Here is an 18,718-nt window from a genome sequence, read left to right on the forward strand (position 1 = left end):
AAGGCACCTTCCATGATCTATTTCCACGACATCGACCCCATCGCCCTCTCGCTGGGGCCGATCAAGGTGCACTGGTACGGCATCATGTACCTGCTCGGCTTCACCGCGGCCTGGCTGCTGGGCCGCAAGCGCATCGCCGCCGGTCGCCTGCCGGGCGTCGATGCCAACGGCTTCTCTGACCTGCTGTTCTACGCCATGCTCGGCGTGGTGCTGGGCGGACGCATCGGCTACATGCTGTTCTACGCGCTGGGCGATTTCCTGCACAACCCGCTGCTGCTGTTCAAGGTCTGGGATGGCGGCATGAGCTTCCACGGCGGCCTGCTCGGCGTACTCGGTGCCTGCTGGTGGTGGTCGCGCAAGCACGCGCTGCACTTCTTCGACACCATGGATTTCATGGCGCCGCTGGTGCCGCTGGGCCTGGGCTTCGGCCGCATCGGCAACTTCATCGGCGCCGAGCTGTGGGGCAAGTACACCGACGGCACGTGGGGCGTGGTGTTCCCGTCCGGCCTGCCGGCGCCGCTGAACCAGCTGGACCACGCGACCCTGCAGACGCAGTTCGCGACCGGCGCGTTGAACCAGTTCGCACGGCATCCCTCGCAGCTGTATGAAGCGTTCCTGGAAGGCCTGGTGATGTTCGTGGTGCTGTGGGTGGTGTCGGCCAAGCCGCGCCACCGCTACCTGGTGGGTGGCCTGTTCGCGCTGATGTACGGCCTGTTCCGCTTCGCCGTGGAGTTCGTGCGCATGCCCGACAACGGTGTCTACGTGGCCTTCGACTGGCTGACCCGCGGCCAGATCCTCAGCCTGCCGCTGATCGCCTTCGGCCTGGTGCTGCTGGTGATGTCGCGCCGCGCGCCGGTGCTGCAGCCGCAGCTGCCGGTGGCTGCCGAGGGCAAGGCATGAAGGCTTACCTGGACCTGCTCTCGCACGTGCTCGAGCACGGCGCCGAGAAGAGCGACCGCACCGGCACCGGTACCCGCAGCGTGTTCGGCTGGCAGATGCGTTTCAACCTGGCCGAAGGCTTCCCGCTGGTCACCACCAAGAAACTGCACCTGCGCTCGATCATCCATGAGCTGCTGTGGTTCCTGAAGGGCGACACCAACATCGGCTACCTGAAGGACAACCAGGTGCGGATCTGGGACGAGTGGGCCGATGCGAACGGCGACCTCGGCCCGGTCTACGGCAAGCAGTGGCGCAGCTGGGCCACCGCCGATGGTGGCGAGATCGACCAGATGCAGTGGCTGGTGGACGAGATCAAGCGCAATCCCGATTCGCGCCGGCTGGTGGTCAGCGCCTGGAACGTGGGCGAGCTTTCGCAGATGGCGCTGATGCCGTGCCACAACCTGTTCCAGTTCTACGTGGTCGACGGCAAGCTCAGCTGCCAGCTGTACCAGCGCAGCGGCGACATCTTCCTCGGCGTGCCGTTCAACATCGCCAGCTATGCGCTGTTGACCCACATGGTGGCGCAGGCCACCGGCCTGGGCGTGGGTGATTTCGTGCATACGCTGGGCGATGCGCACCTGTATTCGAACCACTTCGAGCAGGCGCGCGAGCAGCTGTCGCGTGAACCGCGCGCGCTGCCGACGCTGTGGTTGAACCCGGAGGTGACCAACCTGTTCGGCTTCCAGTTCGACGACATCCGCATCGACGGCTACGATCCGCACCCGACCATCAAGGCACTGGTGGCGGTGTGATTGATGTTTGGCATGCTGCGTATCAGCTGGTGAGACCTGACTGATGCAGATTGTTTCTCGGATTCACTAAGTGGAGGAGCAATGAGCAAACATTCACGAAAGGCACGGGAAAAGCTGGCGGAAGGCTTGATGTCGATGTCCGGCTCCCTGGCCGTTGCATTGACTGTTGGTGTGTTGATTACTCCTCTCCTGGCAGTCGCCAATGCGGCGGTCGCGGGAAAGGATGTGGACCTTTGGGTCATGATTACTGACCTCAAGCCGACTACTGCGGCAATACTGTTCCTGCTCTATTGTTCAGCGGTTGCGACAGTACTCGGTGGACGTAGCGCGGCGATGAAAATCTTCAACGAGTTGTATCCGGACAAATGAAGCTGTCGATGATCGTGGCGTTGGATCGCAACCGTGGCATCGGCCAGGGCAATGCCATGCCCTGGCACCTGCCAGATGATTTCAAGCACTTCAAGGCGCTCACCCTGGGCAAGCCGATCCTGATGGGGCGCAAGACGGCCGAGTCGATCGGCCGCGTGCTGCCGGGGCGGACCAACTTGGTGCTGACCCGCAGCGGCCAGGTGCCGTTCAAGGGCATGCGCGCGGTAGCGTCGCTGGATGAGGCGAAGACGATTGCCGAACGCGAGGGCGCCAGCGAGCTGTGCATCATCGGCGGCGGCGAGATCTTCCACCAGCTGCTGGACCAGGCCAGTGACCTGTACCTGACCTGGGTGGATGCCGAAGTCCCCGCCGATACCCATTTCCCCGAGGTGGATGCGCAGGACTGGCGGGAAGTGAGCAGCGAGCCGCACCCGGCCGACGAACGCCATGCCCACGCGTTCCGCTTCGTGCACTACGTGCGCCGCTGAAGATGGTTTCCTGTAGAGCCGAGCCATGCTCGGCTGCTGTTGCCGGACACATCCCGTAGCCGAGCATGGCTCGGCTCTACAGGATTGCCTACGGCATCCGGTAATGCCCGATGATGGCGTGCTGGAACAGCAGATTCTCTTCGCGCGTGCCGCGCGCGATGTTGTGCAGCACCAGCGGCGTGCCGTTGGCCAGCCTGCGGTCGGAGACGATGCCCACGTGCAGCAGGCCGTTGCCGTTGAGCTTCCAGGCGACGATGTCGCCGGCCGCGTAGTCGGCGGCGAGGGCCGTGATCGGCTGCTGCCAGCCCTGCCGTTCGAACCAGCGCATCAGGTTCGGTACGCGGCGATGATCGATGTTGCGATCCGGTCGTGACAGGCCCCAGATCGCCGGATAGGCACTGAAGTTGCCGCGCATGTCCTCATGCACGCGGGCCTGCAGGTCCACGTCCAGGCTGCGCAGCGCGCGCACCACCACGTCGGTGCACACGCCGCGATCAACCGGGACGTCTCCGCCGGGATAGGCCAGCACCTGATAGGCAGGGTCGTAGCGGGTGGTGACGCCGATCTGCGCGCGCGCTGCAGCCACCAGCGGCGGCGAAGGCGCCTGCGGCTGCGATGGCGTGTGACCGGCGTTTCCGCCGCCGGTGGGGGCCGGGGCCGAAGTGGGCTGGCAGCCGCTGGCCAGGGCCAGCGTCAGCAGCACCAACCATGGTGCCCAGCCGCGCCGCGTCATGCCTGCGGCGGGGGACTACTGTTGCCGGGGCCCGCGGCGCCACCACCACCGCCACCACGGCGACGACGACGGCGCGGGCCGCGATTGCCCGGGTTGGCGGCCGGAGCGTTACCGCCGCCCTGTTCCTTGCCCTGCGCCGACGCAGCCGGGCGCTCGTGCGCCGGGCGCGCGGGCGGACGGGCGTTGGGCACGGGGGCGGGTACATCGCGGCCTGGCACCTGCACCACGCGCAGTTCATCGGTATCGAGCTGGATCGCGGTGAGCTTGCCGCCCCAGACCGCGCCGGTGTCGATGGCGTGCACGCCCTGGGTGATGGTCAGGCCCAGCGCCGACCAGTGGCCGCAGACCACCTTCAGGTCGCGCTCGACCCGGCCCGGCACTTCGAACCAGGGATACAGCCCCTGTTCCTGCGTGCCCGGCGTGCCCTTGTCCTCGATGCCGATGCGTCCGCGCGGGGTGCAGTAGCGCATGCGGGTGAGCACGTTGATGATCGCGCGCGATCGGTCGTAGCCGGACAGGTTGGGGGCCCAGCTCGGCTTGTCGCCGTACATGTTGCGGAACAACTTGCGGTAGCCGGCGCCGTGCAACTGTGCCTCGACTTCAGCCGCATGCTTCTCGGCCATCTGCGTGGTCCACTTCGGCGCCAGGCCGGCGTGCACCATCATCCAGCCCAGTTCGCGGTCCACGTGCACCAGCTTCTGCAGGCGCAGCCAGTCCAGCAGTTCGTCGCGGTCCTCGGCCTGCACGATGCGCAGCAGGTCCGGGTTGACCTTGCGCTGTTCCTCTTCGGTGCGGGCACCGACGGCCAGCAGCGAAAGGTCATGGTTGCCCAGCACCACCACGCTGTGCTCGCGCAGCGAATGCACCAGCCGCAGCGTTTCCAGCGACTGGCCACCCCGGTTCACCAGGTCGCCGCAGAACCACAGGGTGTCCTGCGCCGGGTCGAAACGGATCTTTTCCAGCAGTCGCTGGGTGACGTCATAGCAGCCCTGCAGGTCGCCGATCGCCCACACACTCATCGTTCGGCCTCCGTGTCAGTGCAGGGTACGCGGGATGGCCAGCACGAAAGGTGCGACCGGCGCGGCAAATTCGGTGCCGTCGTCGGCGACCATGTCGTAGTGGCCCTGCATGGTCCCGTGATCGGTCCCCAGCATGACACCGGACGTGTAATGGAAGTCTTCACCGGGACGCAGGCGCGGCTGCTCGCCGATCACCCCGTCGCCGTCGACATGCTCGACGCGACCGTTGGCATCGGTGATGCGCCAGTGGCGTGCGACCAGGCGCGCGGCAACACGTCCCTGGTTGTGGATGCGGATCGTGTAGGCGAACGCATAGCGCCCGTCTTCCGGCGCGGATTGATCGTCGAGGAAGCGCGGTGCGACTTCGACGGAGATGGCATAAACGTCAGCGTCTTCCATACCGGCAGTGTAATCAGGAGGCATTGGCCAAGGCGATGAATTCGGCCACGTCCAGCTGTTCGGCGCGGGCATCGGGACGCACGCCGGCGGCAACGAACTGTTCGGCGGACACCACGTTGTTCAGGGCGTTGCGCAGGGTCTTGCGGCGCTGCCCGAAGGCGGCCTTGACCACCTCGGCGAAACGCTTGTGGTCGTTGATGTTGATTGTGGCCGGGTCACGCGGCACCAGCCGCACCACGGCCGAATCGACCTTCGGCGGCGGCCGGAACGCGCCCGGCGGCACCACGAACAGCGAGGTCACCTGGCAGTAGGCCTGCAGCATCACGCTGAGCCGGCCGTACACCTTGCTGCCGGGGCCGGCGGCCATGCGGTCGACCACTTCCTTCTGCAGCATGAAGTGCATGTCGCGGATCACCGCGGCATGTTCCAGTGCATGGAACAGGATCGGCGAGGAGATGTTGTAGGGCAGGTTGCCGACCAGGCGGATCGGCTGGCCGGCAGCGAGCTCGGTGAAGTCCACGCGCAGCACGTCGCGGTGGACGATGGTCAGCTCGCCCAGCGGCTCGGCGGCGGCGGTCAGCGGCGCGATCAGGTCGCGGTCGAACTCGATCACCGTCAGTTTCGGATGCACGCGCAGCAGCGGCAGGGTGATCGCGCCCTGGCCGGGACCGATCTCGACCAAGCGGTCACCGTCTTTCGGGTTGACCGCCATCACGATCTTGTCGATGTAGTGGCGGTCGGCCAGGAAATGCTGGCCAAGCTGCTTCTTGGCCGGGGCGGTGAACACCGGGCCGGAGGGGGAATGCGGGGAATTCATGCGCTCAGTGTACGTTGCCGCGCAAGCTGCGCACACAACGTCGTTGCCGCCTGCAGGCTGGAAGGATCGGCAATGCCGCGCCCGGCCATATCCAGTGCCGTGCCATGGTCCACCGCCACGCGCGGGTAGGGCAGGCCCAGGGTCAGGTTCACCGCCTGCTCGAAGCCCGAATACTTCAGCACCGGCAGGCCCTGGTCGTGGTACATCGCCAGCACGGTGTCGACGCCCGCCAGCTTGGCCGGCAGGAAGGCGGTATCGGCCGGCAGCGGCCCGATCAGGTCCATGCCCTCGGCGCGCAGGCGCTGCAGCAGCGGGATGATCAGGTCCAGCTCCTCACGACCCAGATGGCCGTCTTCGCCGGCGTGCGGATTCAGGCCGAGCACGGCGATGCGCGGCGCAGGCAGGCCGAACTCGCGGCGCAGGGCGGCATGCACGGTGCGCAGGGTGTGTTCCAGGCGGGGCGCGGTGATCGCGTCGGCCACCTTGCGCAGTGGCAGGTGGGTAGTGGCCAGGGCCACGCGGACGATGTGGTTGGCCAGCATCATCACCACCTTCACCCCGGCCTGGTCGGCCAGCAGTTCGGTGGTCCCACTGTAGGCGATGCCGCCTTCGTTGATGACCGCCTTGTGCACCGGGCCGGTGACCACGCCGTGCAGTTCGCCAGACAGGCAGGCCTGGCCAGCACCGAGCAGGGCACCGATGACGGCGCCGGCATTGGCCGGGTTGGCCTGGCCGAAGTGGCTGGGCACGGTATTGGCCACAACGCGCACACGCAGATCGCCGGGGACGCGTGCTTCGGCGTCCTCGGGCAGCAGCTGCAGCGGCAGGTTCAGCGCGGCGGCGGCCGCGCGCAGGGTATCCGGGTCGGCGAAGGCCAGCAGCCGGCAATCTTCACGCGGCTGCTGGACGAGGCGGACACACAGCTCCGGGCCGATCCCGGCGGGCTCGCCCGGTACCAGAGCGAGCTCGGGACGCATCGGTCAGGACTGCGGCGGCGTGGCGGTATTTTCCGCGCGGTCCCCGCTGCGGAAGCTGACATAGGCTTCGCCGCGCAGTTCCTGCAGGAAGCGGTTGTACTCGTCTTCCAGCTTGCGGCGGCCGATGGTCTCGCGGACCTGGGCGCGCTGGTTGTCGTTGGTTACGTCGGTCTGGCGGGTAGCCACGCGCTGCACGATGTGCCAACCGGCATCGGTGCGGAACGGCTGGCTGACGCCGCCGTCCTGGATGCCGGCTACCTGCTGGCCGAACGCCGGACCGAACGCGTCGACCGGGAACCAGCCCAGATCGCCGCCCTGGCCCTTGCTGTTGTTGTCCTCGGAGGATTCCTTGGCCACGGTCTCGAAATCCGCGCCGCCGGCGATGCGGGCGCGCAGGGTATCGATCTTGGCCTTGGCGGCAGCGTCGCTCTGGTGATCGTCCACGCGCACCAGGATGTGGCGGCCGTGGTATTCGGTGACCGTGTGCGCGCCACCGCTGGCGGCGCTGGCATCACGCACTTCCACCAGCTTCAGCAACTGGAAGCCGCTGGGGCCGCGGATCGGGCCGACCACTTCGCCGGGCTTCATCTTTTCCATCAGCTGGGCGAAGGCCTGCGGGATTTCATCCAGGCTGCGCCAGCCCAGGTCGCCGCCTTCCAGCGCGTTCGGGCTGTCCGAATAACGCACGGCGGCCGCGTTGAAGTCCAGCTCACCCTTGTCCAGCAGGGCCTTCACGCCCTCGGCCTTCTTCTGGCCGGTGGCGATCTGGTCGGCGTTGGAGCCGTCGGGCAGGGCGATCAGGATGTGCGCCAGGTGGTACTGGTTGCCCACCGTGGCCTGCTGCTTCAGCGCGGCGTCCACTTCACCCTCGCTGACGCTGATGCGGCTCTGCGCGAAGCTCTGGCGCAGGCGCTGCACGGTGATTTCATCGCGCACCGAAGCACGGAAATCGTTGAAATCGATGCCGTCGTGGGCCAGGCGCTGGCGCAGTGCATCCAGGTCCGAGCCGTTCTGCTGGGCGATGGCATTCATCGCCTGGTTCAGCTCCTGGTCGCTGACGCGGATGCCGCTGCCCTGGGCGCGGGCCACCTGCAGCTTGACCAGCACCAGGCGCTCGAGCACCTGGCGGCTGAGCACGTCTTCCGGCGGCAGCTGGTTTTCACGGCCGGCGTACTGCGCCTTGATGTTGGCGATCGCACGCTGGAGCTCGCTCTGCAGGATCACGTCCTCGTCGACGACGGCGGCGATGCGGTCCAACGGCTGCGCCTCCTGCGCGAGCACCTGCAGGGGGGCGGACACGCTGGACACCGCCAGCAGGGAGGCGAGAAGAACGGGGAAGCGCTTGGTCATGGGATCTGATTCGGATCGTAGTCATCCCGGGTCGCCCCGGTGTTGCTGGGCGGCACGAGATAGAGGTCGTCGCGGTTGTAGCCGAGGATAGCACGGCGCAGCGTACGGTCCGTGTCCTGGCCGATGGAGCTGAGGCCCTTGAGCACGAACTCCAGCTGGAAGGAATTGTTCATGTCGCCTTCGCGGTTGCGTACGTAGCGGCGGGCCACCGCACGGACCGCCAGGCAGCAGCTGTCCCACTGCACGCCGGCGATGATCTCCAGCGGTTCCTTGTCCTGCAGCGAGTAGTAATACCGGCCCACCAGGCTCCAGCGCGCATTCAGCGGGTACAGGAACGACAGGTCGGCCTGCTCCAGCAGGGTCCGGTCACGCTTGTTGGCATCGACGAGGGCGTCGGTCTTGATGCGGTAACGGTAAGTTAGGTTGACCACGCCGTCGTTGGGCATCAGGTAGCGGGCCCGCACGCTGGCCAGATCCTCGCGCTTGTACTTCGGGTCCCACTGGTAGGTGGCGCCCAGGGTCCAGCGGTCGTTGATCATGTAGTTGCCGTCGGCGATCCAGGCCGACTTGCCCTTCTCCACCGGTGCGCCGCCCGGCGTGGTGCTGACCCGCGATTCGTCGAAGTACTGGATCTGGCCGATCGCGGCCGAGAAGCGTTCCTTGCCGGTGGTCTGGTCGATGAAGCGGGTGCCCAGTGCCAGGGTCAACTGGTTGGCATCGTTCTGGCGGTCGGCGCCGGTATAGCGCGAGTCGCGGAACAGCTGGCCCCAGCTGAAGGTGAAGTCACGGGTGTCGAAGATCGGCAGCTCGTCCTGGTTGCGATAGGGCGTGCGCAGGTAGAACAGGCGCGGCTCCAGGGTCTGCAGGAATGACTTGCCACCGATCGACGTCTCGCGATCGAAGAACAGGCCGGCATCAAGGCTGCCGATCGGCAGGCTGCGGCTGGGCGAGGTATTGCCGCGCAGTTGTTCCGGGGTGGCCGTGGCCGGGTCGATGCCCTGCGAGCGCAGGATCTGGGCCTGGATGCCGTTGACGCCGTCGACCAGGCCGCGGTCCAGCTGGTAGGCCGTATAGCGGTAGGCCAGGGTCGGGGTGATGTACCAGGCCGCGCCACTGATCGGGAACGACACGTACGGCTTCACGTCCAGGCGCGAGCCACCGCTGATGCCAAGACCGGATGTCTGCTGGATGCCGTTCCGCGTGTACTGCAGATCCGTGCCCCGGTCCGGTCCGTACTTGAAGTTGACGTCGTCGTGGGTGAAGCGCACCGCTTCGGTGTAGATGCCGGTTTCCAGCCACGGCAGCACCGGCTTGTTCCAGTTGAAGAACAGGCGTGGCTCGCGGTTGTAGGGCAGGGCGCGCTCGTCGAGGGTGTAGTCGGTCAGCTGCCAGCGGTCGGCCATGATGCCGGCCGTCCAGTTCTGGCCGGTGCCGTACAGGCCGATGGTGCTCTGCAGGTTGGAGGCGGTCACGCCCACCAGGCGGTTGGCGAAGTCCTCGACATAGCGCTCGTCGCTCACCCAGGCCAGGTTGGCGCGGGCCTGCCAGTGGCTGTTCACGTTGTGGTAGCCGTCGAACATCACCCGGCCGCGGTCGCGGTCGCGCAGCTTGTCGCTGGGCATGTAGCTGGTCAGCACCTCGCCACGGCCGCCGTTGTAGAGGTAGCGGAACTCGTTGTCGAGCAGCAGGCCGCGCCGGCTCATGTAGCGCGGGGTCAGGGTGTCATCGTAGTTCGGCGCCAGATTGAAGTAGATCGGCTGCGCGTAGTCGAAACCGTTGCGGCCGGACATGCCCAGCTGCGGGAACAGCAGGCCGGTCTTGCGGCGCTCATCGATCGGGAACTTGAAGTAGGGCGCCCACAGCACCGGCACCTTGCCGATGCGCAGCACCGCGTTGCGGGCCGTGCCGAAGCCTTCGTCGTTGTCCACTTCGATCTGCGGCGCCGACAGCTTCCATACCGGCTGCGACGGGTCGCAGGTGGTGTAGGTGGAGCGGTGCATCTGGCCGACCGCGCCCTGCAGGTCGACCGACTCGGCATCGCCGTTGCCCCGGCGCGACACCAGCTGGTACTTGATGTCGGAGATCTTGTGGGTGTCGCTTTCCTGGTTGCCTTCGGCGCGCTTGGCGACCATCCGGATCGACCCGTCCTGGTAGCGGACATTGCCGTCGGCGATGTAGTTGCCGGTCTCGGTGTCGAAGCTGAGCTTGTCGGTACCGACGAATTGGTCACCGCGGCGCAGCGCCACGTTGCCCTCGTACTGCGGCACGGTGGTGGTGCCCAGCAGCTGGTCGCCTTCGATGTCGGTCGGCTGGTTCTCGCGGGCGGCCGCGGCGGCAGCCTTGTCCTGGGCCGGGACCGGGGTGGGGGCGTCTGTGAACGCGGGAATGACGTCGGTGGCCGGGCACAGGCCCCAGTTGAGCGGCTTATCATCGGCCATCGCCGGCAGGCTGATGGCGATGCTCAGAGGCAGGGGAAGCAGGCGGAGGGCTCGGCGCACGCGGTTCGGATTCGGGCGAAAACGGACGGTAGCTTGCCCCATCCCTTGCATAGGGGCAATGAAGGGCGCCGGAGCCTGCCGGTTCGGGTTCATCCGGCGGAGGCACCCGCAGAGGGGGTGATCAGGGCCTGGACATGGGCCACGCTGCACTCGGCCAGGGCCTGCAGGTCGTAGCCTCCCTCCAGCATCGAGACCACCCGGCCGGCCGCGTGACGGCGTGCCAGCGCGTGCAGTTCACGGGTGATCCAGGCGAAATCGTCGGTCTCCAGCATCAGGTCCGCCTGCGGATCACGCAGGTGGGCGTCGAAGCCGGCCGAGATCAGCAGCAGCTGCGGGCGGAAGTCGTCGATGGCCGGCAGCATCTCGTCGGCCCAGACGTTGCGGAAGCGGAAGCCGCCGCTGCCCGGCGGCAGCAGGATGTTCATCAGGTTGCCGGCACCGCGGTCGCGGCGCAGGCCGGAATTGGGAAACAGCCCAGCCTGGTGGGTGCTGTAGTACGAGACCCGGGCATCGTGCTGGAAGATGTCCTGGGTGCCATTGCCGTGGTGCACGTCGAAATCGACCACCGCGATCCGCTCCAGGCCATGGCGGTCGCGGGCATAGGCGGCGGCGATGGCGATGTTGTTCAACAGGCAGAAGCCCATCGCCGTGCTGCTGGTGGCGTGGTGGCCCGGCGGGCGCACCGCGCAGAAGGCCAGCGGGTCCTCGCCCAGCATCACCGCATCGACTGCGGCCACACCGGCACCGGCGGCGTGCACGGCGGCGCTGGCCGAGCCGGGCGAGGTCCAGGTGTCCATGTCCAGCTGGCGCAACGGCGCGGTCTGCGGCTGCAGCACGAAGTCGAGCAGGGCGCTGTCGTGGACCCGGGTCAGTTCGCCGAACTTGGCCGGCGGCGCTTCGCGCCAGTCCAGCTGGCCGGGGAAGGCCGCGTGCAGCGCGTCCAGCACATGCTGCAGGCGTTGCGGGCATTCGGGATGGCCGGGACCGGGGTCATGCAGCAGGCAGGACGGGTGGGTATAGACCAGCATCGTGCCGACTCAGCGCTGGCGCTGCTGCGGTTGCCACAGCGCTTCGCCCTCGCCATCGGCGCGGGCCAGCACCCGGGCCAGCACGAACAGCAGGTCCGACAGCCGGTTGAGGTACTGCAGCGCCTCGCTGCGCACGGCTTCGTGGCGGGCCAGGGTGACCGTTTCGCGCTCGGCGCGGCGGACGATGGTGCGGGCCAGATGGCAGCGCGCGGCGGCTTCGCCGCCGGCTGGCAGGATGAATTCCTTCAGCATCGGCAGGTCGGCGTTGTAATGGTCCAGCTGCTGTTCCAGCGCCGAAACGTCGGCGGCATGGATCGCAGCGTGGCCGGGGATGCACAGTTCGGCGCCCAGGTCGAACAGCTGGTGCTGCAGATGCACCACCAGCGCGCGCACATCCTCGGGCAGGGGAGCAGCCAGCAGCAGGCCGAGCGCGGCGTTGGCCTCGTCGACGGTGCCGAAGGACGCCACGCGGGCGTCATCCTTGGCCACGCGCTGGCCGTCGCCAAGGCCGGTACTGCCGTCGTCGCCGGTGCGGGTGTAGATGCGCGAGAGGCGATGACCCATGGCGCGGCTCAGTGGCGGATGTCGCGGCGGGCCTGCTGGAGCTTCAACACCTGCTCCACGGCCAGCTGCAGGGCGGCGGCCAGCGCCACATAGATCGCCGTGGTGCGCAGGTAGGGCCCGAACCACTGCGCGTAGTTCTGCGCCCAGCCGGCCAGGGTCGGCTCGGCCACGTTGCGGCTGGACCAGTAGAAGCCGCCCTGAGCCAGCAGGTGGCAGACCGCCACCGAGGCGACCAGCAGCAGTGCGCCCTTGGCCAGTACCGGCCAGCGCGCGCTCTGGTAGTTGCGGCCCAGCAGCATGCCGCCGGCCCACAAAGAGAAGTAGGCCGGCAGCAGCAGCCAGTAGCCCGGCGACACGCAGTAGTGCTGCCAGAAATCCAGTCCGCTGCTGCGGATCACGATCCAGTCGACCAGCACGGCGAACACCATCAGCAGCGGGAACGCCCAGCGCGTCCAGCGGGCCAGGTAGAAGCCACCGATGAAGAACACGGCCCAGGAGGCATCCGGAATGGCCGCGAAGTGGTTGACCCGGGTCGCCGCCAGCAGCAGTACGAGTACGGACAGGACGAAGGCGCGGTTGGCGGTATCGGACATGGCGGGGGCCCGGAGCGGATTCAGGTTTCATTCTAGCCCGCCGCGCAGGTTGGCGCAGGTGCCGCCCGTTCGGCGTACAGTCGGGACGAGCGCGTATCATGAACACATGAGTGAACGACATGACGTGCTGATCGTCGGTGGTGGCCTGGTCGGTGCCAGCCTGGCCATTGCCCTGGACCGCCTGGGCCGCGACGTGGGCCTGCTCGAGGCCAGCCCGGCCGGCGAGCTGCCTGCGGTGTTCGACCAGCGCAATCTCAGTTTCGCCGCTGCCACCGTCAATGCGCTGACCGCGCTGGGGGTGATGCAGAAGCTGGCGATGGCACCGGGCCCGATCCGGCGCATCCATGTCAGTCGTGCCGGCGATTTCGGCCGTGTGCAGCTCGAAGCGGCCGATTACGACCGGCCGTGGTTCGGCCAGGTGGTGGTCGCGCGCGATTTCGGCCAGGCGCTGGAAGCGCGGCTTCAGGAGCTGCCGCGCCTGCGCCGTTATCGGCCGATGCGGTTCCTGGGACTGGGCGAGGTGGTGGACGGCTACCGCCAGGTGCGGGTGGCTGACGAGGCGGGTGAACGCGTGCTGCTGGCACGTCTGGTGGTGGGGGCCGATGGCACCACCAGCGGCGTGCGTGGCGCGCTGGGCATCGAGGTCGACCGCCATGATTTCCAGCAGACCCTGTTCGTGGCCCGCGTGCGCAGCCAGCGCGCGCCGGACGGCACGGCCTGGGAGCGGTTCACCGATACCGGCCCGACTGCCCTGCTGCCGCGTGGCGATCGTCACTTCGGCACCGTGCATGGCGTAGCGCGCGACCACGCCGATGCGGTGATGGCGCTGGACGATGCGGCGTGGCTGCAACGCCTGCAGAACGCGATCGGCTGGCGTGCCGGCCGCCTGCTCGAATCCGGTCCACGCAGTGCTTATCCGCTCATCCAGGTACTGGCGCGCGCGCTGGCCGGTGAACGCACGGTACTGCTGGGCAATGCCGCGCAGACCATTCATCCGCTGGGTGCACAGGGCTTCAACCTGGGCCTGCGCGATGCGCTGACCCTGGCCGAGCTGCTGGAGGATGCGCATGAGGATGCCGGCAGTGATGCACTGCTGCAGGCCTACGCCGCGCGCCGCGAGGAAGACCGCCGGCAGACGGTGGCGTTCTCCGGTGGGCTGGCACGCCTGACCAGCAACCCGGCGCCGCTGATGCGGCCGCTGCGCAGCCTCGGCCTGGTGGCCGCGCAACGCGCGTCGGTGCAGTCGATGCTGGTCGGTGGCGCGATGGGCTTCCGTGGCGACGTGCCGCGCCTGTGCCGTGGAGAAGCCGCATGAGCCGGCGCACGCGTCTTGATGTGGCCATCGTCGGTGGTGGCGTGGTCGGTGCCGCGTGTGCGCTGGCGCTGGCCGATGCCGGCCTGTCGGTTGCGCTGGTGGAAGGCCGTGAACCGGCGCCGTGGCAGGCCGCACAGCCTGACCTGCGCGTGTTCGCCTTTGCCGCCGACAACGTGCAGCTGTTGAACCGCCTGGGCGTGTGGCCGGCGATCGCGCAGGCCCGCGCCTGGCCCTACCGGCGCATGCAGGTGTGGGACGCGGCCGGTGGCGAGGATCTGCTGTTCGACGCTGATCGTTTCGGCCGGCGCGAACTGGGCTACATCGTCGAGAACGGCCTGCTGCAGGACCGCCTGTGGGCGGCGCTGCCGGCGGCGGGCGTGCAGCTGCACTGCCCGGCACGGGTGGAAGCACTGGAGCAGGACGAGGATGGCGTGCGCCTGCGCCTGGATGACGGTCGCCGCCTGGAAGCGGCGTTGGCGGTGGCCGCCGACGGTGCCGAATCGACCCTGCGCCAGCTGGCCGGGATCGAGGTTGAAAAGCATGACTACCACCAGCGTGGCGTGGTGGCCTACGTGGACAGCGATCTTCCCAACCAGGCCACGGCCTGGCAGCGTTTCCTGCCGAGCGGTCCACTGGCGCTGCTGCCGGTGGCCGAGCGCCGCAGCTCCATCGTCTGGACCCTGCCCGAGGATGAAGCGGCTCGCGTGCTGGCGTTGGACGAGGACAGCTTCAACCGCGAACTGACCCGCGCCTTCGCTGCACGCCTGGGCGAACTGCGTCTGGCCTCGCCGCGTGCGGCGTTCCCGCTGCGCCGCCAGCTGGCCCGTCACTATGTGGCCGGCCGCGTGCTGGCGCTGGGCGATGCCGCACATGTGGTGCATCCGCTGGCCGGGCAGGGCGTGAACCTGGGGCTGCGCGATGTCGCCGCCCTGCAGCAGTGGCTGGCGCCGTCCGCCGAGCGTCGGGGCCAGCCGCGGCTGTCGCCGCAGCGCCTGCAGCGCTGGGCGCGCGAACGGCGCAGCGACAACCACATCGCCGCCTACAGCTTCGATGCGATCAACCGCCTGTTCTCCAACGACGAAATGCACCTGACCCTGGCCCGCGGTCGTGCGCTGGGCTGTGTCGGCAAATGGCCGCCGCTGGTGCAGGCGTTCTGGAAGCGCGCCGCTGGGGTGTAAGCGGAATACATGCCGCACGACGCTTCCGGCATCAGTGAACAAAAAAAGGGACGGAGGGGATCAAGTCGTTTGTGCCACAAACGACTTGATCCCCTCCGTCCCTTTTTTCAGTCGACCAGCCAACCGGCCAGGTCTGCACGATCCAGCTTGCCGCGACGCTTCACGTCCAATGCATTGAACTCATCGGCCAGTGCCGGATTTGCCTGCGCTTCCTCGCGGCTGATGAAACCATCGCCGTTCACATCCAGCGCGGCGAAGTGGATGCGGTACTGGCCAACCACGCTGCTGGGCTCCAGCGAACGCACCGTCACCTGTGCCTCGCCGGCCGGCTGTGCAATCTCGACGCTGCCGCTGACCCGACCGGCATCCAGTGGCTGCTGGCGGATCGCGCCGCCGGTGGGGCCCAGCGGCTGGCTCTGCGCCGGGGTGTGCGGCAGGTGCTGGGCCATGGCCGGTGCGGCTGACAGCAAAGTGATCAGCAGGGTGAGCGAGTGGTAGCGCATGGTTCCGTTCCCCGGTAGCGCCGGGCCATGCCCGGCGGATGCAATGGGTTCAGCGCAGCGGCGAGGCCAGCACCGTGATTTCTTCCCGATCGTGATACAGCTGCTTGGCGCGCACCACCAGCGGCTTGCCGGCCTGGTCCTGGAACAGGTCCAGGCACAAGCGGGTTTCGTCCCAGCGCTTCTTCATCGGCAGCTTCAGATTGAAGATCGCGTGCCGGCACCAGCCTTCGCGGAACCAGGTGGCCATGCGCTCGGCCACGCGCCGCGGCTGCTCGACCATGTCGCAGACCATCCAGTCCAGCGGCTGCTCCGGATGCCAATGGAAGCCATCGGCGCGCAGGTGCTCGACCAGGCCGGTGTCCAGCACGTGCTGGCGCAGCGGACCGTTGTCGATGCTCAGTACGTGCATGTGCTGGCGGGTCAGCACCCAGGTCCAGCCGCCCGGTGCGGCGCCCAGGTCGGCCGCACGCATGCCGGGCTTGGCCAGCGCTTCGCGCTCTTCCGGCGTCAGCAGGGTCAGCAGCGCTTCGTCCAGCTTCAGCGCCGAACGCGAAGGCGCTTCGGGCAGCAGCTTCAGGCGCGGGATGCCCAGCGCCCACGGCGCGCTGTCGGCCGGGTCGGCCACGCAGACGAAGGCGTGGGTACCGTCGACGAACACCACGTGCAGGCGCGGCAGGCGCGTATTGGGCTTGTCGGTCAGCTTGCCGGCCTTGCGCAGCGCCGGGCGCAGCGCGTTGCCGAAGGCGCGGGCCAGGCCGGACAGCGGCTTACCGGCATCCGAATCCGGGTGTTCCACCCACAGGTCGCCGAAGCGCGGCGCATCGGCCAGCACCTCCAGCATCGGGGTGATGCGGTCGGCCGGGTCCAGCTGCGGCAGTTCGGCCAGCACCACCAGCTTCTGCCGCGCGAAGATCAGCTCGCGCCAGCGCAGGCGCGGTGCCAGCGCAGCCGCCTCGTCGCACATGAACAGCACGTAGCCGTCATTGCGCTGGGTGCGCGCGTAGCCGGCGAAACCGGCTTCACCGGCGCGGAACTGCAGCTCGCCGGCCAGCTCGGGCTCGAAGCCCTGCCGGCACAGGCACAGCAGGCCGATGCCGGTTTCAGTAACGGGCGCCATCGCTTTCCCCATAGGCGCGCAGCACGCTGCGCGCAGCGTCGCGGTTCAAGCCCTGCACGACTTCGATGCCGCGCTTGTTGAGTTCACCCACCCAGTCCGCCGGCAGCGGGCCTTCGTCGAACGGAGTCAGTTCCTCGACGTCGGCCGAGTTGGCGCCGATCAGCAGGCGGTCGATGCCGGCCCATACGGTGGCGCCGTAGCACTGGCAGCACGGCTGCGAGCTGGTGGCCAGGGTGACCGGCGACAGCACCGCGTTCAGGCGCGGGGTCTGCAGGCGCTGCTGGGCCAGCATGTAGGCCATGTTCTCGGCGTGCGCCAGCGAGGTCGCATGCGGCATCACCCGATTCACGCCGGCGGCGATGACCTTGTCATCCGGGCCGAACACCACGGCACCGAACGGGCCGCCACTGGCGTGTTCGACGTTCAGCCGCGACAGCTCGATCGCCAGCGCGACCTTGGCTTCATCGCCCGGATATCGACGATCCAGGTCGATCTGGTCGTGGATCCAGGCGGGAAGGGTCAGGTGGACTTGCGCGTACAGCATCGCGGGGGTGCCTCGTAGTGGGATGGAGGAAAGTGCGGTTGCTTGGGAAACCGGCGCGCAGTGTAGCTGCACCGGCCTGTATCGGGTGTGGCGGCGGATCAGCCCGGTGAACCGGTACGGATCACCACGTACTGCTTGCGGAATTCCAGCCCGGCCTGCGGCCAGCTGGCCGCGTAGGCGCGCAGCAGGGGAAGGGCGCCGGCGAAGTCGTGGCCGTTGACCCGGCAATCGGCCTCGCACAGGCCATCGGCGTCGCGCGAGGCGAACAGGCGGATGGCAAGGAACTGGCGCGCCTTCAGCAGGTCGTCGAAGGCGTCCATGCTCTTGGTGAACAGACAGCAGGGGCAGGAACCGTGGTCGTCCTCGCTGCAGGTGGAGGCATCCACCTCCTGCGCGCGGTAGTGCGCCAACGGCCCCAGCACCACGGTGCGTTCGTGTTCCTCGCCGTCGTCGCTGGCCGGATAGGTCAGGCCCAGCATCGGCAGGCCCTGTGCATCTTCGGCGCCGATCGCGGTCTGCAGGGTCGCCAGATCCACCCGCACCCAGGTCTGGAAGCCGGACAGCAGCGACGCCTGCTCATCGGCACCGTTGGCGTGCTGGTACTCGAACAGGCCATCGGCGAACAGCACGGGGTGCTCGATCTCGATGACCGTGGAGGTCTGCCAGCCGCCGTTGTCGCGCGCGTGTGCCGCCATCGCATGCGGTGTCAGGCGCAGGCCGCTGTCCAGCAGCAGCGCGCCGCCGTCGACGCGACTGGCGATGCCGGCGTCCTGCAGGACCTGCTGCAGCAGCGGGAGGAGGGCGGCGGAGGTCGTGGTCATGTCAGGCCTGTGGGTGGATGGGGTGAAACATCCAGGCAGGGCCTGGGGATCTAGCGGTCGAGCGCGTCGAGTTCGGCGCGATATCGCAGCGCGTCGGGCTGCTGCTGCGGATCGTTGCCGTGGTCGCGCAGCCAGGTTTCCAGCTCGCGGCGATAGTCCGCGCGGAAACCGGCATTGCCCGGGCTGAAGTGCAGCTTGCGTGCCGCCACCTCCACGCGCTCGCGCGCAGTGGCACGGGCCTGGGCGATGCCGTGCGGGGATTCGTTGGTGAGGATGACGAAGTTGCGCGGGAAACCCGGCGTGTACTTCACCACGAATGGCTGGTCGGGCGCCGGGATGCGGATCGCGTTCTCCAGCGGCCACAGCGAGGCGGTGTTGGTGTGGAACACCACTTCCACATCGCGGCCTTCTGCAGTGCGCAGTACCGCTTCGTAGCGCCAGATGTACTGCTCGTTCATCGTCGAGCTGGTCCGCTCGGACTTCACGATCACCGCTTCACCGCGCTCGCCCACCACGTTGAGGAAGGCGGCGTTGAGAAAGTGGCCGAGGAAGATGTTGAGCATCGCCAGCGGGAACACCACGATGGCGTAGCCCGGAAAGCGCCGCCACCACGAGACCAGCCCGGCCAGCACCATCGCCGAAAAGAACGTCAGCAGCGGATGCTGCGAGATGAACCAGAGCAGGGCGGAAAGGGCGGTGATCATCGTAGGGTTC

Annotated in this window: 20 protein-coding genes and 1 pseudogene; 6 read left to right on the forward strand and 15 right to left on the reverse strand. The window is 67.9% G+C overall.

Annotated features, from left to right (window positions below):
- Positions 1–12: 12 nt before the first annotated feature.
- The 4 genes from lgt (at position 13) to N5D20_RS00655 (ending at position 2,548) form a co-directional block, all read left to right on the forward strand.
- Complete coding sequence (gene lgt / locus N5D20_RS00640; RefSeq protein ID WP_279915042.1) at positions 13–900, forward strand: prolipoprotein diacylglyceryl transferase; 888 nt, start codon at positions 13–15, stop codon at positions 898–900.
- Entirely contained in the window at positions 897–1,691 is a 795-nt protein-coding gene (locus N5D20_RS00645) for a thymidylate synthase (RefSeq protein WP_279915043.1), read from the forward strand. Before lgt ends, N5D20_RS00645 begins: the two co-directional genes overlap by 4 nt.
- An 81-nt stretch (positions 1,692–1,772) precedes the next feature.
- The gene (locus N5D20_RS00650; RefSeq protein ID WP_065179687.1) at positions 1,773–2,060 is read left to right on the forward strand and encodes a hypothetical protein; all 288 of its coding nucleotides are present in this window, start codon (positions 1,773–1,775) and stop codon (positions 2,058–2,060) included.
- Entirely contained in the window at positions 2,057–2,548 is a 492-nt protein-coding gene (locus N5D20_RS00655) for a dihydrofolate reductase (RefSeq protein WP_279915044.1), read from the forward strand. Before N5D20_RS00650 ends, N5D20_RS00655 begins: the two co-directional genes overlap by 4 nt.
- A gap of 88 nt (positions 2,549–2,636) precedes the next feature.
- Here N5D20_RS00655 and N5D20_RS00660 read toward each other — a convergent pair whose 3' ends face one another.
- The 10 genes and pseudogenes from N5D20_RS00660 to N5D20_RS00705 form a co-directional block, all read right to left on the reverse strand.
- The gene (locus N5D20_RS00660; protein ID WP_279915045.1) at positions 2,637–3,281 is read right to left on the reverse strand and encodes a DUF1287 domain-containing protein; all 645 of its coding nucleotides are present in this window, start codon (positions 3,279–3,281) and stop codon (positions 2,637–2,639) included.
- Positions 3,278–4,300: a symmetrical bis(5'-nucleosyl)-tetraphosphatase gene (locus N5D20_RS00665; RefSeq protein ID WP_279915046.1), complete on the reverse strand. Its 1,023-nt coding sequence runs from the start codon at positions 4,298–4,300 to the stop codon at positions 3,278–3,280. The genes N5D20_RS00660 and N5D20_RS00665 overlap by 4 nt, the downstream gene beginning before the upstream one ends.
- 15 nt (positions 4,301–4,315) lie before the next feature.
- Positions 4,316–4,699, reverse strand: a complete 384-nt coding sequence (gene apaG / locus N5D20_RS00670) for a Co2+/Mg2+ efflux protein ApaG (RefSeq protein WP_005412297.1) — start codon at positions 4,697–4,699, stop codon at positions 4,316–4,318.
- A 13-nt stretch (positions 4,700–4,712) separates the two neighbouring features.
- Complete coding sequence (rsmA, locus tag N5D20_RS00675; protein WP_005408139.1) at positions 4,713–5,516, reverse strand: 16S rRNA (adenine(1518)-N(6)/adenine(1519)-N(6))-dimethyltransferase RsmA; 804 nt, start codon at positions 5,514–5,516, stop codon at positions 4,713–4,715.
- Positions 5,513–6,493, reverse strand: coding sequence for a 4-hydroxythreonine-4-phosphate dehydrogenase PdxA (pdxA, locus tag N5D20_RS00680; protein ID WP_049453800.1), 981 nt, complete (start codon positions 6,491–6,493; stop codon positions 5,513–5,515). Before pdxA ends, rsmA begins: the two co-directional genes overlap by 4 nt.
- Positions 6,494–6,511: 18 nt before the next feature.
- Positions 6,512–7,843 (reverse strand): annotated as a pseudogene (locus N5D20_RS00685) (peptidylprolyl isomerase); the annotation flags it as partial.
- Positions 7,840–10,341, reverse strand: a complete 2,502-nt coding sequence (gene lptD, locus N5D20_RS00690; protein WP_279915048.1) for an LPS-assembly protein LptD — start codon at positions 10,339–10,341, stop codon at positions 7,840–7,842. The gene lptD and the pseudogene N5D20_RS00685, both read right to left, overlap by 4 nt.
- A gap of 89 nt (positions 10,342–10,430) precedes the next feature.
- Positions 10,431–11,369 carry a histone deacetylase family protein gene (locus tag N5D20_RS00695; protein WP_010481827.1) on the reverse strand — a complete coding sequence of 313 codons (939 nt, stop codon included), beginning with the start codon at positions 11,367–11,369 and terminating at the stop codon, positions 10,431–10,433.
- 9 nt (positions 11,370–11,378) lie between these two features.
- Positions 11,379–11,933 (reverse strand): cob(I)yrinic acid a,c-diamide adenosyltransferase, encoded by a 555-nt coding sequence (locus N5D20_RS00700; protein ID WP_049411657.1) that lies wholly within the window; start codon positions 11,931–11,933, stop codon positions 11,379–11,381.
- Between the two features lie 8 nt (positions 11,934–11,941).
- Positions 11,942–12,526 carry a hypothetical protein gene (locus tag N5D20_RS00705; RefSeq protein ID WP_019338105.1) on the reverse strand — a complete coding sequence of 195 codons (585 nt, stop codon included), beginning with the start codon at positions 12,524–12,526 and terminating at the stop codon, positions 11,942–11,944.
- A gap of 106 nt (positions 12,527–12,632) precedes the next feature.
- On the opposite strand from N5D20_RS00705, the gene ubiH reads away from it, so the two are divergent.
- Positions 12,633–13,841 (forward strand): 2-octaprenyl-6-methoxyphenyl hydroxylase, encoded by a 1,209-nt coding sequence (ubiH, locus tag N5D20_RS00710; protein ID WP_049411660.1) that lies wholly within the window; start codon positions 12,633–12,635, stop codon positions 13,839–13,841.
- Positions 13,838–15,019: a UbiH/UbiF family hydroxylase gene (locus tag N5D20_RS00715; protein ID WP_043398105.1), complete on the forward strand. Its 1,182-nt coding sequence runs from the start codon at positions 13,838–13,840 to the stop codon at positions 15,017–15,019. Before ubiH ends, N5D20_RS00715 begins: the two co-directional genes overlap by 4 nt.
- A 107-nt stretch (positions 15,020–15,126) precedes the next feature.
- On the opposite strand, the gene N5D20_RS00720 is transcribed toward N5D20_RS00715, so the two are convergent.
- The 5 genes from N5D20_RS00720 to N5D20_RS00740 all read right to left on the reverse strand — a co-directional run bounded on the left by N5D20_RS00720 (position 15,127) and on the right by N5D20_RS00740 (position 18,708).
- Positions 15,127–15,522, reverse strand: a complete 396-nt coding sequence (locus N5D20_RS00720; protein WP_019337027.1) for a hypothetical protein — start codon at positions 15,520–15,522, stop codon at positions 15,127–15,129.
- Positions 15,523–15,571: 49 nt separating this feature from the next.
- On the reverse strand, positions 15,572–16,639 hold the full coding sequence (gene rlmM, locus N5D20_RS00725) for a 23S rRNA (cytidine(2498)-2'-O)-methyltransferase RlmM (RefSeq protein ID WP_279915049.1): 1,068 nt from the start codon (positions 16,637–16,639) through the stop codon (positions 15,572–15,574).
- Positions 16,623–17,183, reverse strand: coding sequence for a nucleoside deaminase (locus N5D20_RS00730; protein WP_004154307.1), 561 nt, complete (start codon positions 17,181–17,183; stop codon positions 16,623–16,625). The genes rlmM and N5D20_RS00730 overlap by 17 nt, the downstream gene beginning before the upstream one ends.
- A 98-nt stretch (positions 17,184–17,281) precedes the next feature.
- Positions 17,282–18,004, reverse strand: coding sequence for a DUF6348 family protein (locus tag N5D20_RS00735; RefSeq protein WP_010481815.1), 723 nt, complete (start codon positions 18,002–18,004; stop codon positions 17,282–17,284).
- Positions 18,005–18,054: 50 nt separating this feature from the next.
- A complete protein-coding gene (locus N5D20_RS00740; RefSeq protein WP_010481813.1) occupies positions 18,055–18,708 on the reverse strand; it encodes a membrane protein in 654 nt (217 codons plus the stop codon).
- Positions 18,709–18,718 lie beyond the last annotated feature (10 nt).

The sequence above is a fragment of the Stenotrophomonas sp. GD03877 genome, from assembly GCF_029840555.1.
GTDB classification, from domain to species: domain Bacteria; phylum Pseudomonadota; class Gammaproteobacteria; order Xanthomonadales; family Xanthomonadaceae; genus Stenotrophomonas; species Stenotrophomonas geniculata.

Bases quoted from the DNA above. Each gene is read 5' to 3' on its own strand.
- lgt (WP_279915042.1), top strand. From the start codon at position 13: ATGATCTATTTCCACGACATCGACCCCATCGCCCTCTCGCTGGGGCCG.
- N5D20_RS00645 (WP_279915043.1), top strand. From the start codon at position 897: ATGAAGGCTTACCTGGACCTGCTCTCGCACGTGCTCGAGCACGGCGCC.
- N5D20_RS00650 (WP_065179687.1), top strand. From the start codon at position 1,773: ATGAGCAAACATTCACGAAAGGCACGGGAAAAGCTGGCGGAAGGCTTG.
- N5D20_RS00655 (WP_279915044.1), top strand. From the start codon at position 2,057: ATGAAGCTGTCGATGATCGTGGCGTTGGATCGCAACCGTGGCATCGGC.
- N5D20_RS00660 (WP_279915045.1), bottom strand. From the start codon at position 3,281: ATGACGCGGCGCGGCTGGGCACCATGGTTGGTGCTGCTGACGCTGGCC.
- N5D20_RS00665 (WP_279915046.1), bottom strand. From the start codon at position 4,300: ATGAGTGTGTGGGCGATCGGCGACCTGCAGGGCTGCTATGACGTCACC.
- apaG (WP_005412297.1), bottom strand. From the start codon at position 4,699: ATGGAAGACGCTGACGTTTATGCCATCTCCGTCGAAGTCGCACCGCGC.
- rsmA (WP_005408139.1), bottom strand. From the start codon at position 5,516: ATGAATTCCCCGCATTCCCCCTCCGGCCCGGTGTTCACCGCCCCGGCC.
- pdxA (WP_049453800.1), bottom strand. From the start codon at position 6,493: ATGCGTCCCGAGCTCGCTCTGGTACCGGGCGAGCCCGCCGGGATCGGC.
- N5D20_RS00695 (WP_010481827.1), bottom strand. From the start codon at position 11,369: ATGCTGGTCTATACCCACCCGTCCTGCCTGCTGCATGACCCCGGTCCC.
- N5D20_RS00700 (WP_049411657.1), bottom strand. From the start codon at position 11,933: ATGGGTCATCGCCTCTCGCGCATCTACACCCGCACCGGCGACGACGGC.
- N5D20_RS00705 (WP_019338105.1), bottom strand. From the start codon at position 12,526: ATGTCCGATACCGCCAACCGCGCCTTCGTCCTGTCCGTACTCGTACTG.
- ubiH (WP_049411660.1), top strand. From the start codon at position 12,633: ATGAGTGAACGACATGACGTGCTGATCGTCGGTGGTGGCCTGGTCGGT.
- N5D20_RS00715 (WP_043398105.1), top strand. From the start codon at position 13,838: ATGAGCCGGCGCACGCGTCTTGATGTGGCCATCGTCGGTGGTGGCGTG.
- N5D20_RS00720 (WP_019337027.1), bottom strand. From the start codon at position 15,522: ATGCGCTACCACTCGCTCACCCTGCTGATCACTTTGCTGTCAGCCGCA.
- rlmM (WP_279915049.1), bottom strand. From the start codon at position 16,639: ATGGCGCCCGTTACTGAAACCGGCATCGGCCTGCTGTGCCTGTGCCGG.
- N5D20_RS00730 (WP_004154307.1), bottom strand. From the start codon at position 17,183: ATGCTGTACGCGCAAGTCCACCTGACCCTTCCCGCCTGGATCCACGAC.
- N5D20_RS00735 (WP_010481815.1), bottom strand. From the start codon at position 18,004: ATGACCACGACCTCCGCCGCCCTCCTCCCGCTGCTGCAGCAGGTCCTG.
- N5D20_RS00740 (WP_010481813.1), bottom strand. From the start codon at position 18,708: ATGATCACCGCCCTTTCCGCCCTGCTCTGGTTCATCTCGCAGCATCCG.